The organism is Clostridium sp. 2218st1_F5_2218SCRN_220325 (genome assembly GCF_039062665.1).
Lineage (GTDB): Bacteria > Bacillota > Clostridia > Peptostreptococcales > Peptostreptococcaceae > Intestinibacter.
In genome coordinates this window covers 13277-29900 of sequence record NZ_JBCLNH010000017.1, presented here as the reverse complement: position 1 = coordinate 29900, position 16624 = coordinate 13277, and the positions used below count along the sequence as shown (strand labels likewise).

Below are 16624 nucleotides of genomic sequence, written 5' to 3'. Positions count from 1 at the left end.
ATTTTTTTGATGATTTTTTTAGTAATAACTCCCTAAAAAAAGAATGTGGCGGCGCATTCTTTTTTTATTTTGCTTATATTTATTTTTACATTTACATTTATCTTCTTCTTTTTCTTCTAAGAAGATTTTCAGGATTACAATAAAATCTAGGATTTATATACTCGCCAAATTGTTCGAATGAAATTAAGAATTTTGGAACACCAGCTGATTCTTGTGCTATTTCATCAACTTCAAAATACAAAACAATACCTTTATCAGTTATGTAAAAAGCTTGAGAGTCAGGAATGTCTACAACAGTATTTTCATAAAATAGCTCTGGAGTTTTCGCTATTTCATCATTTACATATTGTGATAATAATGGTAGATAATCAACACCTTCATTAAACAAATCTTTTAAAGTAAGTGAATTTCCATTAAGTAAATCTATATTAAAATGGTATACGTCTTCGTATAGAGGGCCATAATTATCACTAATAGAATCTAAATTTAATACAAAACTTAAAATGTGATTTTTACTAAATGTAATATCAAAAGAAGTACTTACTTGATAAACTCTTTTAGGAAGGGCATTTTCTGCGGCTGTTTTATTATATTGGGCCATTTCTTCATAAAGACCATCTCTAAAAGTATTTATATTAGAATAAACGGTTTTATTTAAATTATCTAAAATTTGTTTGTCTACTTGAAAATATCCGTTTTTTACGTTGTAAAAGACAGGATACGCCAAATCATAATAGAAATATTCTTCTCTACCAAAAATCTCATTATATTGAATATATAGTAGATTATAAATACAGCTTGTGAAATTTGGATTTATTTGATTCATTATAATCCGTTGCAAAAAATCTATTTTAGATTGACTGCAACAATTCACCTCCTAATTAAATAAATTACTAATATTTATGATTATTTTTATAAAAAAAGAACATTTTAATTTAGCTGTATTATTAATTTATATAAAAGCTGATAGAAATAGTAAATAAAGTATATAAACTGGTGAAAATACCTAAAATAAAGCTAGTTAATATGATATAATACATAAGATTAGTAAGAAATTATAGGAGGTAATAACGTGTTATTATTAGCGGATCAATGGAAAGATTATGAACTTATAGACATGGGAAATGGAGAAAAACTAGAAAGATGGGGGAACTATGTACTTAGAAGACCGGACCCTCAAGTAGTTTGGCCAATGGAGGCAGAATGGTCTCTATGGAAAAATCCTCATGGACACTACCACAGAAGTAACAAAGGTGGAGGTCAATGGGAACACAAAAAGAAATACCCAGAACAATGGACTATAAGCTATAAAGACTTAAAATTCCACATAAAACCAACTGGATTTAAACATACTGGATTATTCCCAGAACAAGCGGCAAACTGGGAGTGGTCAATGGATAAAATAAGAAATGCAAAAAGACCGATAAAAGTATTAAACTTATTTGCTTATACTGGTGGAGCAACTGTTGCTTGTGCTGCAGCTGGAGCAGAAGTATGTCACGTAGATGCTTCTAAAGGTATGACTACTCAAGCAAAAGATAATATAAAATTATCAGGATTAGAAGATAGAAAAGTAAGGTTTATAGTAGACGACGTTGTAAAATTCGTTGAAAGAGAAATAAGAAGAGGAAATAAATACGATGCAATAATAATGGACCCACCTTCTTATGGAAGAGGACCAAAAGGTGAAGTATGGCAAATAGAAGAAAAACTTTTCGACTTTGTTAACTTATGTATGAAAGTATTATCAGATAAGCCATTATTCTTCTTAATAAACTCATATACAACAGGATTCTCACCAATAGTATTAGAAAATGTACTTCAAACTACTATAGGTAAAAAAGTAAAAGGCGGAAAAATATACGGAGGAGAATTAGGAATACCAGCTTCAAGAGACGGAAAAATTCTTCCATGTGGTATATTTGGTAGATGGGAGTCTAAATAATGCTTAACGTAATATTTGAAGACAATCATTTATTAGTAGTTGAAAAGCCTGTAAATATATTATCTCAAGGTGACAATACCAATGACGATGATATGGTAAATTTACTAAAAAAATATTTAAAAGAAAAATACAACAAACCAGGAAATGTCTTTGTTGGACTTGTCCATAGATTAGATAGACCAGTTGGAGGGATTATGGTATTTGCCAAAACTTCAAAAGCTGCATCTAGATTATCTGAGCAAGTTAGAAACAAAACGTTTAAGAAGACTTATAAAGCTGTTATACATGGCGATATGAAAAAGAGAGAAGACAACTTAAGCGATTATCTATATAAAGATAAAAAGACAAATATGGTAAGTGTAGTAAATAAAAATCACAAAGATGCTAAAGATGCTAAATTAAGCTATAAAACATTAGCATCAAATAATGGATTTAGTCTTGTAGAAATTGATTTACAAACAGGTAGACCACACCAAATTAGAGTTCAATTTTCAAGTAGAAATCACCCACTTTATGGGGACCAAAGATACGGAAAGAACGTAAATAAAAAAGGGCAACAAATTGCACTGTGGTCATACAAAATAGAAATAGAACATCCAACTAAAAAAGAAAAAATGGAATTTATTTGTGAACCACCGAATAAATATCCATGGAATATGTTTTAGTATTTTTAAGGAGAAAACATGGAGAGATATGTAGGTTTTTATATTGAAGAACCATTAGGAAACAATATATTTTCTTATGATGAAAGAACAAACAAGAAAATATTTGTACCTAAATTAATAAAGGGAACTTTAGATGATGTATCTTTAGGTGAAAATATAGTTTTTAACGAAATTGACGAAGATACAGAAATAAAAGCAATAGGACTTAAAAATTTAGTTCAATACGAAGTAGATGGAAAAGTCGTCTATATATTTGATAACCATAACCATGCCTTTTATTTCTGGATGAAAAGTTTACAACAGAGATTATTTAATAAAGGTTGTAAATTAATTCATGTAGATCAACATAAAGACATGAGAGAGCCCGATGATTATACAGTAGACTTAGAAAATTTAGACGATGTTTTTAGATATACCAATAAAGTTTTAAATGTAGGTAACTTCATACAGCCTGCACTTAAAAAAGGTGTATTCTGTGGTGTAGATATAATAGACAGTTCTTATGGATTTGATTTGAATGTAGAAGGCGAATATGTTTTAGACATAGACTTAGATATATTCTCTAAAGATATGGATTATATTCCATATGATTTTAGATTAAACAAAATCAAAGAGCTAATAAAGGGTGCAAAAGTGATTACAATAGCTTCGAGTCCTTATTTTATAGACCAAGAGTATGCCATAAAGGTATTAAAAGAATTGTTTAATTATGATATAATATAGAATTGTTAATAATAAGAAAAAACTTAGAATAAATATTAATTAGGAGGAACTTATAATGAGTTTATATGCAGAGTGGAGAAACCTTTGTGATAACCACGCAAACAATGATGAAGAAATAAAATTCTGGGAAAATTACTTAAAATCAGAAGCAGGAATATACAATGAAATATTAAACAACAAAACTGATGTTGTTGAAGGAACAGTTGCTGAATTAGCTGCTAAATACGGAGTATCTAATGAATTATTCATGGGATTCTTAGATGGAATAAGCGAAAGTGTTAAAGAAGAGTTAGACTTAGAAGCTATAGAAGCTGATACTAACGTTTCTATAAAAATAGACTGGGAAAAATTATACTACAATATGTTAGGTGCTGAAGCTCACTGGTTATATGAATTAGAAGGATGGAATGGAATATTATCTCCTGAAACTAGAAAAGCTATAACTAAAGATTACAACAGATCTAGAATAGTAGTTAAAGAAGATAAAGTTGGAAGAAATGATCCATGCCCATGCGGAAGCGGTAAAAAATACAAAAAATGTTGTGGAAAATAATATTTTTTAAATAAAATAAAGCATTTGAAAAACACAGTAAAAGTGTTATTTCAAATGCTTTTTTATTTGTAAAAATTTGTATAATTAAATAATGTTATTGACTTAGAGTCAACTCTAAGTGATATTGTATAAGAAAGTTAAATATATGTTTGAAATTTATATCATAATATTAACAATAAAATTAATAATTGTGATGTAAAATTTGAATTTAAAATGCTGACAATAAATATTGTAAGCATAAGTATATTTTTAACTAAAAAAATGGTATTAGGTAAAAATAGGAGGAACAATGTTAGACATTTTAAATAAGATAAATCAGCCAGAGGATTTAAGAAATATAGAAATTAATGATTTAGAAAAATTATCAGAAGAAATAAGAGAAGTATTATTACAAAAGCTAAGTAAAAATGGAGGACATTTTGGTCCAAACTTTGGTATGGTAGAAGCGATAATTGCAATGCATTATGTTTTTGATTCACCAAAAGATAAATTTGTATTTGATGTTTCTCACCAAAGTTATGCGCATAAGATTTTAACAGGAAGAAAAGAAGGATTTATAGATGAAAATTCTTATAGAACTGTTTCAGGATATACAAATCCAGATGAAAGTGAACATGACTTCTTTAATGTTGGACATACTTCAACATCAATAAGTTTAGCATCAGGATTAGCAAAAGCTAGAGATTTAAAGAAAGAAGATTATAATATAGTTGCTGTAATAGGTGACGGTTCATTAAGTGGTGGAGAAGCATTAGAAGGATTAAACTTCGCAGGTTCAGAACTAAACTCTAACTTTATAATAATCGTAAATGACAACCAACAATCTATAGCAGAAAACCACGGTGGTTTATATAAAAATCTAGATGAATTAAGAGAGACAAATGGTCAAGCATCAAATAATTTATTTAAAGCTATGGGATTAGATTATATATATGAAGCTGATGGAAATAATATCGAAAAAATGATTGAGTTATTCCAAAAAATTAAAGATATAGATCATCCTATAGTAGTTCATATAAACACTATAAAAGGTAAAGGATACAAACTTGCAGAAGAAAATAGAGAAGCATGGCACTGGTCATTACCATTTGATATTGAGACAGGAAATATAACAATAGATTTTGGTGATGCTGAAGATTATGGAGATTTAACAGCGAAATTCTTATTAGATAAAATGAAAAAAGACAATACTGTTGTTGCAGTAACTCCAGCAATGCCAATGACAATTGGATTTAATATTGAAAGAAGAAAAGAAGCAGGAGAACAATTTGTAGATGTAGGTATAGCGGAAGAACATGCTGTTGCCTTAGTTTCAGGAATTGCAAAAAATGGAGGAAAACCAGTACTTGGGACAAATGCAACATTCATTCAAAGAAGTTATGACCAAATCTCACAAGATTTATGTATAAATGGTAATCCAGCGACAATAGTTTTAAATTATACATCAGTAGCAGGATTAACAGATGTTACACATTTAGGTATATTCACAATTGCAGAGTTCTCTAATATACCAAACTTAGTTTTATTAGCACCAACAAATAAAGCAGAATACTTCGCAATGTTAGATTGGTCTATAGAACAACAAGAACATCCAGTAATGATTTTAATGCCTGGTAATGGAGCTATAGATGATGGTAGAGTAGCAGAAAAAGATTATTCTAACATTATAAATAAATTTAAAGTAGAAGAAAAAGGTTCTAAGGTTGCTATTTTAGGACTAGGTGATTTCTATCAAATAGGTGAAGAAGTATCAAAAATGGTAGAAGAAAAACTAGGATTTAAACCAACATTAGTAAACCCAAGATTCGCATCAGGCGTGGATAAAGAGTTACTAAACGATTTAAAACAAGACCATGATTTAGTTATAACATTAGAAGATGGAATACTACGTGGAGGATTTGGAGAATCTATTGCAAGTTTCTATGGAGATTCTGATATAAAAGTTAAAAATTATGGATTAGAAAAAAAATTCTATGATAGATATAATCCAAGCCAATTATTAGACGAATTAGGTATTACACCTGAAAAAATAGTAAAATATATTGAAAGTATGATGAAATAGTCAGTATAGAAAATTATATAAAATAATAACTATATTAACTTAAAATAATTTTTCAATTTAATATAAAATATAAAAAGTCCACTCTTGCTAACTTAAAACAGATAAACAAGAGTGGACTTTTTATATTAATTTTGCATAAATTAGTCTTGTATTATATAAGCATTAACGATTTCACCGTAGTATGCAGTGTGGTAGTCTTTGTTTGCACCATGGAATGAGCTATCAACATCAGCAGGATAGCAAGATTCAACTATATCATATGGAATTGCATTTCTATCTTGTTCTTGTTGATATAAAACTTTACATTCAAGAGTTAATGGTAATTCCTTAATTCCTGGAACAGAAATTTTTTCTGATTCTTCTAATGTTAATCCTATTTCTTTTATTTTATCCATATCGTGTCCAGACTTTGTCCCAGCTAATCCTAAGATTTTTTTATTAAATTCGCCAACAGGAATATTTATTGTAAATTCAGGATTTTTATCTAATTGAGATTTTGTAAATCTATTTTCTCTCACAAAAACAGTGAATATAGTTTTACCCCATTCTATACCAAGAGTTCCCCAAGAAATAGTCATAGTATTTACTTTATCATCTGCTTTAGTTGTAAGTAAAACACCAGTTTTTACAGCTTTTAAAATATCATTAGCATAATCAAATACTTCTATTTGTTTTTTCATTTTTTCATCTCCTTGTTATTAATTATAAGTTTATGATAGACTAAAATAAAACAAAAAGTAAGTACGTACTTTTTTGACAGATACTATCAAAAAGGAGAGTATAAATGAGTATAGAAAATAATAATACACCAGAAAAATGTAAAGAAGTCAATTCAAAACCATTTATGTACGCCATGTCTCTAATAGATGGAAAATGGAAAATGCATATACTGTTTTGGCTTTGGAAAAATGAAGTTTTACGTTATGGAGAACTAAAAAGAGCATTAGGAGAAGTTACTCACAAAATGCTTAGTAAACAGTTAAAAGAATTAGAAGCAGATGATTTAATAATAAGAACTGAATATCCTCAAGTTCCACCAAAAGTAGAGTATAGATTGTCTGAAAGAGGTGAATCACTTATGCCTGTATTAAAGGCACTTTGTAACTGGGGGAAGGAGCATATAGATGATTAATATAATAAAAAGAATATTATTAAACCCAATTTATTAATAATATTCTTTTTATTTATTTCAAATATTCTAGTATGAATTTCAATATTAAATTTTCATAAATTTATTTAGCTTTTTGTGGAGCATTTATAGCTTTTTTAATTGCATCTATTATGAGATTTTCAAATATATTGATATCAACAGGTTCAACCTCAACAGGAACTTGAATTTTTTCATATAAATCAAATATCATCTCATCAGTTATTTTAATAACGCCTGTATCTCCTATTATTGCATTTTCATACATACCAAATTGATTTAATCTATCGTAATTATCAACTGAATTACTAAATTCATTTAATTCATCAAATTTTTCTACCCAGCCTGAAGTCAAATATATATCTTTTCCTTCAACATAAGACTCAACCACCTTGTCCCCTATAATTGCCTCTAAACAGTTTGCTGGCTTGATTGTAATTATATTATTGTATTTTTTTAAGAACTCAAAGAATCTATAGTGACATTTAGATCCGTAAAGTATGATTACTTGGTCGTATTCTAGTGTTAATTTATCAAGAGATGCTGTAACATCTTTTTCTAATTTATCTAAATTTGTATGCAGACCAAAATGAAGATAAGTTACTTCTATATTATCTTTAAAAAGCTGTTTAATTTTTATATCTTGTAAAACTTTTTCTAGTTCTGGCTCAAAAACTGAACATGCTAAAATTCCTATTCTCATTAATATTCCCCCTTATAAAAATCAATTAAATTATAACTAAATTATATAATAAATATCACATTTAGTTAAACAATGTTAAAAAATATAACTTATGGAACAAATATAGCTAAAAAACATAATATAAACTAAGTTGAAGTAATAGGGGGATTATTATGAAAGTTGGAGATATTGTTGCTAGAAAATCTTACAACAAAGATATAGTTTTTAAAATTACTGATATTATTGATCAAAATGGTAAAAAAATAGCTATATTGAAGGGGGTTGCATTTAGAATAATAGCGGACGCAGAACTAAGTGACCTAGAATTATTGAAACCTCCAGATATAAGAAATATATTAATGGATAAGAATGTAGAAAATATTTTATATAGAACATTGAAAAAGGCTAAAGAAAGAGAAAGAAGAGGTACGCGTGGACTACCTAAATCTGCTCAACAGCCAACTGCAAATGTTTATGGAGTACCAGGGAAGGTTCTTCAAATAGATGGAGATAAAGAGTATTTAAAGATATGTTTAGACGTATATTCCCAATTGGGGATTCCAGCAGTTGGAGTTGCTATACCAGAAGCAAATCAATATAAAGAAGTCAAAAATCTATTAGAAAAACATAAACCAGATATCTTAGTTATAACTGGACATGATGCACTACATGTTAAAAATGGAGATTTAAAAAATATAAATAACTATAGAAATTCAAATAATTTTTTAAAAGCGGTAAAAGAAGCTAGAAAATGGCAGCCAGATTTAGATACATTAGTTATATTTGCTGGAGCTTGCCAATCAAATTATGAAGCATTGATGAAAGGTGGAGCAAATTATGCAAGTTCACCGGGAAGAATAATGATACATGCATTGGATCCTGTTTTTATCGTAGAAAAAATAGCATGTTCGAGAATTGATGTAGTAGTTCCAATAGAAGAAATATTAGACCAAACAATAACTGGGGTAAAAGGAATTGGAGGTTTTGAAACTAGAGGTAAATTTAGATGGGCAATGCCAAAACCTTTGTTGTAAGAGGATTTAATCTAATAAGTTTGAACTGTAGTAACGGCTATTTATGCATAAATTTTAAAAATAATACTGTATTCTTATAAAATACTATTGACAAGAGCATAAGAAATATATAAAATTATTAGTTTATGCATTTGACAAAAATCCAAAATTATGATATTATGTAAACATATAATAAAATGGAGAAGGTGATCTCGTGGCTACTGTTCAAACTTTGGATAAAATCAGAACTACACTAAAACAACATTTAGGTAAGACGATAGTATTAAAAGCAAACAAAGGGAGAAAGCAGATTGTTACAAAGGTTGGAGTACTAGAAAATGTATATCCAAGTGTTTTTGTAGTAAAATTAGACGGAACATCAGATGGAAATCAAAGAGTATCTTATAGTTACTCAGATTTATTGACAGCAAATGTGAAATTACAGATTTGTAAAAATAAAGAGAATAAATTAAGCGCAAGTTAAATTATACCTATCAAATAGGTGTAATTTTTTTTTGTCTCCTTAAATATAATTTAATAGTTAGATTATATGGGAGGGATAGTCGTGGAGTTGATAAAAGATATTATTAAAATAGACAATAGGATGGATTTTGGGAAATTCCAAACATTTATAGAGTCAGAAAATGTTGTTCCAGACAAGAAGTTAGATGTGTACGATATTGTGGATACTATGGGATACATAGTCCTTAGAAAAGTTGAAATATTAGAAGGTAAAATAACTTGTAGAGGTAGTTTTAACTACAATGTTATTTATATTGCAGACGATAAGAGTACAGTATCAAATATAAGTGGAAAAATTGAAATTAATGAAGTAATAGAAAGAGATAATATAACTTCTGACATGGAATATATGTTGTTCCCAGAAGTAGAACACGTTGATTGTACTATAATGAATGAAAGAAAGATCAAAGTAGGCGCATTAATCAATGTAAGAGGAAGTCTTTTTGAAAAACAAAGATTAGATATAGTAAAAGATGTTTCACAAGTAGAAGGAATACAAAAACACAGAAAAGAAATATCATTCCAAGATATAGTTGGAATTGAAAAATCAGAAAACGTAGTTAGAGATACAATAACAGTAAATATAGAAGAAATAGAAGATATTATAAATATAAATCCAGTTGTAAGAGTAAAAGAAAGTAGAATAACAGATAATAAAGTTATAATAGGAGGAGTTTTAGAAATAAATCCTTTAGCTTGCACTTATGACTCAGATATTGTTGAGTTAGAAAGAGTAGGTATTGATTTTACTCAGTTTATAGAAGTACCTGGCGCATTTGATGGTATGGATGAAGAAATACTAATGAATATAGGTGATTTTAATTATGAATTCAAGAGAAATGAAGATAATAATACAGGACTTTTAGAAGTTGAATGCACAGTATTTTCAAAGGTAAAAGTAAGCGAAGAAGTTACTAGAGAGGTTTTACAAGATGCATATTCACCTCAAAAAATAATTAAATTTGAACACAGACTTATTCATCTAAATAAAACTTTATTCACATCAAATGATACATTTTTAGTTAGAGAAAGTATAAATTATGACAATGAGGATATTCAAATAAAAGACATTGTAAATGTATGCTGTAATGCATCAATAGAAAATAGTTATATTGAAGGTTCTAATTGTGTAATTCAAGGTATAATAAAAATCGACATACTTTTCATTCCGATTGAAGGATTAAAAATGATTTACAAAATAAACGAAGAAATACCTTTTGAACATGAGTTAGAAATAAACAAATTATCAGATACATGCTCAGTATTTAATACAATTTGTATAGAAAGAATAGAAGTAGATTTAAATAGAAATCAAATTGATTTAAATATAAGAATAAATAGATTTGTAGAAGCTATCGACAAAAAGGCTGAAAGTTTTATCATCAAGGGAGAAGATAAAGGTGAATATGATTTATCTACTGCACCAAGTATAATTGTATATATTTGCAAAGAAGATGATAATTTATGGGATATAGCTAAAAAATACAATACAACAGAAGAAGAAATTGCGCAGACGAACGAAATTAATTTAGAGGATGATTTGCAACCAGGTAAATGTTTGATTCTCGAAAAAAAAGTCGCACAAACTGAATAAAAAACTTAATAATATTTGTCAAAAAGATAAATAATAGGGGATAGTATCCCCTATTATTTTATTTTTGTAGTATAATTATAGTTAGTAATGCATTATACGATATACAAAAACAATTATCAAGGAGGCTAAAATGAATTCAATAAAATTAAAAAGTAGAGCAAAAGTAAATTTATCTATAGACGTATTAGGGAAGAGACAAGATGGATATCATTTAGTCGAAATGATAATGCAAACAATTGATTTATACGATTTAATTGAAATTAAAGAAAAAGAAGAAAATCAAATTACAATTAAGAGTGCTAGTGAAGAAATTCCACTAGATTGCAACAATCTTGTATATAAAGCGGCTGACTTAATCAAGAAAACATTTAACTTAACTAAAGGGGTAGAAATTTATATCCAAAAAAATATACCTGTAGCAGCAGGAATGGCAGGTGGAAGTTCAAATGCAGCAGCTATACTTGTAGGTTTAAACAAACTTTGGAATTTAAATTTAAGTGATCAAACATTAGAGGAATTGGGATTAAAACTAGGCGCAGATGTTCCATTTTGTATAAATGGTGGAGCTGTATTAGCTTCGGGGATTGGAGAAGAATTAACTCCAATAAAAGGATTATCTAAAGATGTCTGTATTGTGGTCTGTAAACCAGACCTATTTGTATCAACAAAAGAAGTCTATGAATCTCTGGATTCAAAACACATCGACAAAAGACCAAATAACCAGCTTCTAATTGATTGCTTAAAAAACGAAGATACTAGACAATTAGCAGAAAATATGTTTAATGTTCTTGAGGGGGTTACTGTAGAAATGCATCCAGTAATTCAACAAATTAAAGATATAATGATAACAAACAAGGCATTAGGAGCTATGATGAGTGGAAGTGGTCCTACAGTTTTTGGTTTATATGAAAATAAAGAAGATGCATATATGTGCAAATCTATATTAGAAAATCAATTTAAACAAACATTTGTCGTAGCGTGTGAAGAAAAGGGGGTTGAGGTTAATGGATAGTTTAACTAAATTAAATTTAGATAATTATAAGCCATTAAGAGATGTTGTTTTTGAAAATTTGAGAAGTGCTATTTTAGAAGGGAAATTAAAATCTGGACAAAGACTAATGGAAGTTCAATTAGCAGAACAATTAGGGGTTAGTAGAACTCCAGTTAGAGAAGCTATAAGAAAATTAGAACTTGAAGGACTAGTTGTTATGTTACCTAGAAAGGGTGCATATGTAGCTAATATCTCTGTTAAAGATTTAATGGATGTATTAGAAATTAGAGCCAGCCTAGAAGGATTAGGCGCATCTTTAGCCGCAGAAAGAAGAACAGAAGAAGATATAAAGAATTTAGAAGAAATAGAAGAAGAATTTGAACAAGCTGTAATAACACAAGATATAGATATGTTATTAAAAAAAGATATAGAATTCCATGAATGTATATTTAAAGCTGCAAATAACAAAAAACTAGAAAAAATGATAAATTCTTTATGGGAACAAGTACAAAGATTTAGAATAACTTATGTATCAGATTCAAATGCATCATTAAGTTTGATAGATGAACATAGAATTATTTTAAATGCTATAAAAGAAGGTAATGTAGCAGATGGGAAAAAGGCTGCTATTGAACATATAGAAAAAGCAGAACAATTTATGTTAGATCATTGTACTAAATAAGTAAATTATAAAATTATATATAAAATGATATTTAAGCGAGTAATTATAAAAAGGGAAGAATGGTCTTCTAGAAAAAATATTTATAAAAGAAAAATTATTTTAATTATCAATAATTCTTCTTTTATAAATATTTAGCTAGAGGACCATTTTTTAATTTTAAGGAAATTATATATTATAAGGTTTTGGATAGAGCTATGAATAAAGGGAATTTTTTTGTTGATTTTTTTATGTATAAAATAAAATAACTTGGAAATAATCTCATTATATCGGAGTGAAATATAAGTTTTTTAAAATATGATGATTTATATATAAAAAGTGGGGATGAGATTATGAAAAATAATATAAAAAATAAATTAAACATAAATAAAAATATAAAATTTAGAATAACATTATGTACTATATTACTTGTTGGAATCTTAGGAATAATGGCAACTTACGCATATGCACAAATATCTAAAATAGATAGATTTTCAGATGATTATAAAGATAATTTAATAAGATTTCACGTATTAGCAAATAGCGACTCTGATGAAGACCAAAATCTTAAATTAAAAGTAAGAGACGAAGTTATAAGTTATTTACAACCAAAGCTAAAAGACTCAAAGTCAATACAAGAGAGTGAAAAAATAATACTTAATGAAGAAGACAAGTTAATGGATATATGCAAAGAAACAATAAAAGAAAATGGGTATGATTATGATGTAAGTATAAACTTAGGATATAGCAAGTTTCCAACAAAACAATATTCAAGCGTAGTACTTCCTGCCGGTGAATATAAAGCATTAAAAATAGTAATAGGCAAGGGCCAAGGTAGAAATTGGTGGTGTGTTATGTTTCCTCCACTTTGTTTTGTAGATGAACAAAACAACGTAATAGATAAAGAAACTGATGAAAAATTAAAATCAGTTTTAACAAAAGATGAGTATGAATTGATAGTTGAAAAAGATAATAAAAAGGTAAATGATTTACAAATAAAATTTAAAATAGTAGAAGTTTTTCAAAAAATATTGGATTTAAAACAAGATGATTGTCAGATATAAATAATTAATTTATTTATATAGATATTAAATTTTATTTTTATAAAGGAGAGTTATTTATGGGAAGGTATTATAAAATAATACTATCATTGTGTATAGCAATTTTTTTAGTTACAAGCACGATATCTGCATATGAGAGTAATGATATAAATTTAATGAGTATTACTAATTTACTTCAAGAAACACACAATAAAAAATCTAAAGAATCAAATTTATGGAACTTAAAAAACAATAAAGAGGGTTACATTAATTTGTGTGTCCAGGATACTGCAACATCGGATACTAAATCTATAGAGAATGAGGATGTTGCTGATGAAGAAACACAAGCAGTTATGAGTTTAAGTGATGAACAATTAAATTTATTATCAAAATTAGTAGCAGCTGAAGCAAGAGGAGAAAGCTATGAAGGACAAGTTGCTGTAGCAGCGGTAGTTTTAAACAGAGTAAAAGATTCAAGATTTCCTGATTCTATAGAAGGTGTAATATATCAAAAGAATGCATTTTCTGTTGTTAGGGATGGGTATATAAATGCTCAACCAACAGAAGAATCATATAAAGCAGCCAAAGATGCTCTATATGGTAATGATCCAACAAATGATGCAATTTATTTTTGGAATCCAGATATATCAACATGCAACTGGATAAATACACTAAATCCACACTTGAGAATAGGAAATCATGTATTTGCAAGATAATTATGAATAAAGATGCCCGTTTTACATAGATATATATTTAATATATGTCTTTGTAGGAGGGGCATATTTTAATTGATAATACAGATTATAACTGATATAATTTTTTTGATATAATTTCAATAATAAAATACATATTTAATAAATGTATAAGGTTTATATTACTTTGACAGATTTGAAAGTGTATAGCTTAGGAGGTAATTATGGATATTAATATAAATATACAGACAACACAGTTTAATGAATTAGGTGAAAAAAATATTATAAAAACTAATTCAGATGGAACTTTATATCAAAAGAAAGACCATAAATATATAATTTATAAACAAGTTGAAGATGGAGAAGAGATAACAACATCTATAAAAATAGAAGAAAATATGGTAACTATAAAGAGATTTGGTGCATTAAATTCAACACTAAGATTTAAAGCAGGTCATGTTGATGTATCAAATTATCTTACTCCACAAGGTGCTTTTATTATAGAAAACCATACAAAGGAATTAGATATATTTGAAGGAGAAAATATATCTATACTTATTGATTACGATATAAAAATAATGGACATGTTTACGGGAAGAAATATAATTAACATAGATATAAAGAAAAAATAATAAGTCTAATAAATAGAAAAATAGATATAATATTAAAGATAGATTTATTTTCATAAATCATATAAAAGAATATTTTATAAAGGTAGTTTAAAATACTACCTTTTGTTTAATTTATTTGTTATTATATGTATTATAGTTAATTTTATTTAATCTGCAAAAACATACAAGGACTTAATATTTTTTTATAGAAAATATATAAACAATTGTAAGTTTAAATTTTGCTTGAAAGGATTTAAAAATAGTTTTTAATATATTTATTAAATTAAACATGAAAATAAATTAAGAATTATTTAAAAGGGATAGAATATGATATTTGAAAAGGTACTCGATACAATAAATAGACATAATCTTATTGAAAAAGGAGATAAAATTGTATTAGGGATTTCTGGCGGCCCAGACTCAGTTTGTCTTCTACATATATTAAATCGATTAAAAGAAACATTAGATATAGAAATTTATGCTGCTCATTTAAACCATCAAATTAGAGGTCTTGAGGCACAAAAAGACGCATTATATGTAACACAATTGTGTGAAGAGATGGGTATAAAGTATTTTGTTAAATCAATTGATGTTCCAAAATACTGCAAAGAAAATAAATTATCTATTGAAGATGGTGCCAGAAAATTAAGATATGAGATGTTTTATGAAATCATGACTAGAACTCATGCTAATAAAATAGCAATAGCTCATAATGAAAATGACCAAGCGGAAACAATACTTATGAGAATTATGAGAGGGACTGGTCTTCAAGGATTAAGAGGAATTGAGTATATAAGAGATAACGTTATAATAAGACCAATATTAGACATAGAAAGAAGCGAAATTGAAGATTACTGTGAACAATATAATCTAAATCCAAGAATAGACCAAACCAATCTAGATCCAATCTATACAAGAAATAAAATTAGATTAAAACTAATCCCATATATGCAAGAAAACTTTAATTCAAATGTAATAAAGTCTATAGTAAGAATGACTAGTAGCATAAAAGAAGATAGTGACTATATTGAATCAAATGCACTTATGAAATTTGAAGAAATATGTTCTATATCAGATGAAAGCATAGAAATACCAGTAGATTTATTTGTAGACTTACATAATTCAATAAAATATAGAGTTCTTAGATATGCGATTAAATATGTTTTAGGAGATACTAATTTTATAGACCAAAAACATATCTTGGAGATTATTGAACTGGAACCAGAAAAAAAAGTAGGGAAAAAATTAAATCTTCCAAGAGGTTTGTTTGTATATAGAAAGAAAAATAGTATAATAATTACTATAAAAGAAATAATTAGTGAAGAAATTGAATTCTGTTACAAAGTCCCTAAGAATGGATTTGTAAAAATAAAAGAATTGGGAACACTTGTAGAAACAGAAACAATGAGTATTGAAAAATACAACATCACTAAAGGAGAAAACAAAGATAATAAATGGTTTGATGCAGACAAAATAAAGGGGGACTTAAATGTAAGAACTAGAAAAGCAGGGGATAAGATAAATATTTCTGTAGGAAATAAAAAACTAAAAACTTTATTTATCGATATGAAAATTCCAAAAGAAGAAAGATGTAGAATACCTATATTAGTAGATGAAGAAGATGTACTAAGTGTAGGAACTTACAGAGTAAGTGAGAAGTTTAAAGTTGACGAAAGCACAAGAGAAGTACTGAAAGTATGCTTTAAAACGCTTTAAAATAAAACAA

18 protein-coding genes are annotated in these 16624 nt (G+C 27.6%); 15 read left to right on the top strand and 3 right to left on the bottom strand.

All coding sequences use genetic code 11. The features are described 5' to 3' along the window. Positions 1–97: 97 nt before the first annotated feature. Positions 98–826 carry an RsiV family protein gene (locus ABCM86_RS10510; protein WP_243269563.1) on the bottom strand — a complete coding sequence of 243 codons (729 nt, stop codon included), beginning with the start codon at positions 824–826 and terminating at the stop codon, positions 98–100. Between the two features lie 291 nt (positions 827–1117). On the opposite strand from ABCM86_RS10510, the gene ABCM86_RS10505 reads away from it, so the two are divergent. The 5 genes from ABCM86_RS10505 to ABCM86_RS10485 all read left to right on the top strand — a co-directional run bounded on the left by ABCM86_RS10505 (position 1118) and on the right by ABCM86_RS10485 (position 5948). After that, positions 1118–1945, top strand: coding sequence for a class I SAM-dependent methyltransferase (locus tag ABCM86_RS10505; protein ID WP_343003978.1), 828 nt, complete (start codon positions 1118–1120; stop codon positions 1943–1945). Further along, positions 1945–2610 (top strand): RluA family pseudouridine synthase, encoded by a 666-nt coding sequence (locus ABCM86_RS10500; protein ID WP_195929968.1) that lies wholly within the window; start codon positions 1945–1947, stop codon positions 2608–2610. The genes ABCM86_RS10505 and ABCM86_RS10500 overlap by 1 nt, the downstream gene beginning before the upstream one ends. 18 nt (positions 2611–2628) lie before the next feature. Continuing rightward, a complete protein-coding gene (locus ABCM86_RS10495) occupies positions 2629–3333 on the top strand; it encodes a UPF0489 family protein (protein ID WP_195929967.1) in 705 nt (234 codons plus the stop codon). Between the two features lie 55 nt (positions 3334–3388). Further along, positions 3389–3886 carry an SEC-C metal-binding domain-containing protein gene (locus tag ABCM86_RS10490; protein WP_195929966.1) on the top strand — a complete coding sequence of 166 codons (498 nt, stop codon included), beginning with the start codon at positions 3389–3391 and terminating at the stop codon, positions 3884–3886. A gap of 289 nt (positions 3887–4175) precedes the next feature. Continuing rightward, positions 4176–5948: a 1-deoxy-D-xylulose-5-phosphate synthase gene (locus ABCM86_RS10485; protein WP_343003966.1), complete on the top strand. Its 1773-nt coding sequence runs from the start codon at positions 4176–4178 to the stop codon at positions 5946–5948. A 140-nt stretch (positions 5949–6088) separates the two neighbouring features. On the opposite strand, the gene ABCM86_RS10480 is transcribed toward ABCM86_RS10485, so the two are convergent. Then, positions 6089–6628 carry a flavin reductase family protein gene (locus ABCM86_RS10480; protein ID WP_295676899.1) on the bottom strand — a complete coding sequence of 180 codons (540 nt, stop codon included), beginning with the start codon at positions 6626–6628 and terminating at the stop codon, positions 6089–6091. A gap of 104 nt (positions 6629–6732) precedes the next feature. Between ABCM86_RS10480 and ABCM86_RS10475 the strand changes: the two genes are divergently transcribed. Next, the gene (locus ABCM86_RS10475; protein ID WP_295733905.1) at positions 6733–7080 is read left to right on the top strand and encodes a helix-turn-helix domain-containing protein; all 348 of its coding nucleotides are present in this window, start codon (positions 6733–6735) and stop codon (positions 7078–7080) included. Between the two features lie 100 nt (positions 7081–7180). Here the strand turns inward: ABCM86_RS10475 and ABCM86_RS10470 are convergent, their stop codons facing one another. After that, entirely contained in the window at positions 7181–7798 is a 618-nt protein-coding gene (locus ABCM86_RS10470; protein ID WP_195929962.1) for a DUF1638 domain-containing protein, read from the bottom strand. Between the two features lie 152 nt (positions 7799–7950). On the opposite strand from ABCM86_RS10470, the gene yabG reads away from it, so the two are divergent. The 9 genes from yabG (at position 7951) to tilS (ending at position 16614) form a co-directional block, all read left to right on the top strand. After that, positions 7951–8811: a sporulation peptidase YabG gene (gene yabG / locus ABCM86_RS10465; protein ID WP_195929961.1), complete on the top strand. Its 861-nt coding sequence runs from the start codon at positions 7951–7953 to the stop codon at positions 8809–8811. A 193-nt stretch (positions 8812–9004) separates the two neighbouring features. Beyond that, the gene (locus tag ABCM86_RS10460; protein WP_195929960.1) at positions 9005–9274 is read left to right on the top strand and encodes a Veg family protein; all 270 of its coding nucleotides are present in this window, start codon (positions 9005–9007) and stop codon (positions 9272–9274) included. An 81-nt stretch (positions 9275–9355) separates the two neighbouring features. Further along, positions 9356–10906, top strand: coding sequence for an SPOCS domain-containing protein (locus tag ABCM86_RS10455; RefSeq protein WP_295676903.1), 1551 nt, complete (start codon positions 9356–9358; stop codon positions 10904–10906). Between the two features lie 130 nt (positions 10907–11036). After that, positions 11037–11918: a 4-(cytidine 5'-diphospho)-2-C-methyl-D-erythritol kinase gene (gene ispE, locus ABCM86_RS10450; RefSeq protein WP_295676904.1), complete on the top strand. Its 882-nt coding sequence runs from the start codon at positions 11037–11039 to the stop codon at positions 11916–11918. After that, positions 11911–12579, top strand: coding sequence for a GntR family transcriptional regulator (locus ABCM86_RS10445; RefSeq protein WP_195929957.1), 669 nt, complete (start codon positions 11911–11913; stop codon positions 12577–12579). Before ispE ends, ABCM86_RS10445 begins: the two co-directional genes overlap by 8 nt. Positions 12580–12908: 329 nt before the next feature. Further along, entirely contained in the window at positions 12909–13619 is a 711-nt protein-coding gene (spoIIR, locus tag ABCM86_RS10440; protein ID WP_195930614.1) for a stage II sporulation protein R, read from the top strand. A gap of 56 nt (positions 13620–13675) precedes the next feature. After that, positions 13676–14311, top strand: coding sequence for a cell wall hydrolase (locus tag ABCM86_RS10435; RefSeq protein WP_243269580.1), 636 nt, complete (start codon positions 13676–13678; stop codon positions 14309–14311). 200 nt (positions 14312–14511) lie between these two features. Then, entirely contained in the window at positions 14512–14919 is a 408-nt protein-coding gene (locus tag ABCM86_RS10430; protein ID WP_295779045.1) for a DUF1934 domain-containing protein, read from the top strand. 306 nt (positions 14920–15225) lie between these two features. Beyond that, the gene (gene tilS, locus ABCM86_RS10425; protein ID WP_195930609.1) at positions 15226–16614 is read left to right on the top strand and encodes a tRNA lysidine(34) synthetase TilS; all 1389 of its coding nucleotides are present in this window, start codon (positions 15226–15228) and stop codon (positions 16612–16614) included. Positions 16615–16624 lie beyond the last annotated feature (10 nt).

Bases quoted from the DNA above. Each gene is read 5' to 3' on its own strand.
- ABCM86_RS10500 (WP_195929968.1), top strand. From the start codon at position 1,945: ATGCTTAACGTAATATTTGAAGACAATCATTTATTAGTAGTTGAAAAG.
- ABCM86_RS10505 (WP_343003978.1), top strand. From the start codon at position 1,118: ATGGGAAATGGAGAAAAACTAGAAAGATGGGGGAACTATGTACTTAGA.
- ABCM86_RS10485 (WP_343003966.1), top strand. From the start codon at position 4,176: ATGTTAGACATTTTAAATAAGATAAATCAGCCAGAGGATTTAAGAAAT.
- ABCM86_RS10480 (WP_295676899.1), bottom strand. From the start codon at position 6,628: ATGAAAAAACAAATAGAAGTATTTGATTATGCTAATGATATTTTAAAA.
- ABCM86_RS10495 (WP_195929967.1), top strand. From the start codon at position 2,629: ATGGAGAGATATGTAGGTTTTTATATTGAAGAACCATTAGGAAACAAT.
- ispE (WP_295676904.1), top strand. From the start codon at position 11,037: ATGAATTCAATAAAATTAAAAAGTAGAGCAAAAGTAAATTTATCTATA.
- ABCM86_RS10470 (WP_195929962.1), bottom strand. From the start codon at position 7,798: ATGAGAATAGGAATTTTAGCATGTTCAGTTTTTGAGCCAGAACTAGAA.
- ABCM86_RS10430 (WP_295779045.1), top strand. From the start codon at position 14,512: ATGGATATTAATATAAATATACAGACAACACAGTTTAATGAATTAGGT.
- ABCM86_RS10475 (WP_295733905.1), top strand. From the start codon at position 6,733: ATGAGTATAGAAAATAATAATACACCAGAAAAATGTAAAGAAGTCAAT.
- ABCM86_RS10490 (WP_195929966.1), top strand. From the start codon at position 3,389: ATGAGTTTATATGCAGAGTGGAGAAACCTTTGTGATAACCACGCAAAC.
- yabG (WP_195929961.1), top strand. From the start codon at position 7,951: ATGAAAGTTGGAGATATTGTTGCTAGAAAATCTTACAACAAAGATATA.
- spoIIR (WP_195930614.1), top strand. From the start codon at position 12,909: ATGAAAAATAATATAAAAAATAAATTAAACATAAATAAAAATATAAAA.
- ABCM86_RS10445 (WP_195929957.1), top strand. From the start codon at position 11,911: ATGGATAGTTTAACTAAATTAAATTTAGATAATTATAAGCCATTAAGA.
- ABCM86_RS10510 (WP_243269563.1), bottom strand. From the start codon at position 826: ATGAATCAAATAAATCCAAATTTCACAAGCTGTATTTATAATCTACTA.
- tilS (WP_195930609.1), top strand. From the start codon at position 15,226: ATGATATTTGAAAAGGTACTCGATACAATAAATAGACATAATCTTATT.
- ABCM86_RS10435 (WP_243269580.1), top strand. From the start codon at position 13,676: ATGGGAAGGTATTATAAAATAATACTATCATTGTGTATAGCAATTTTT.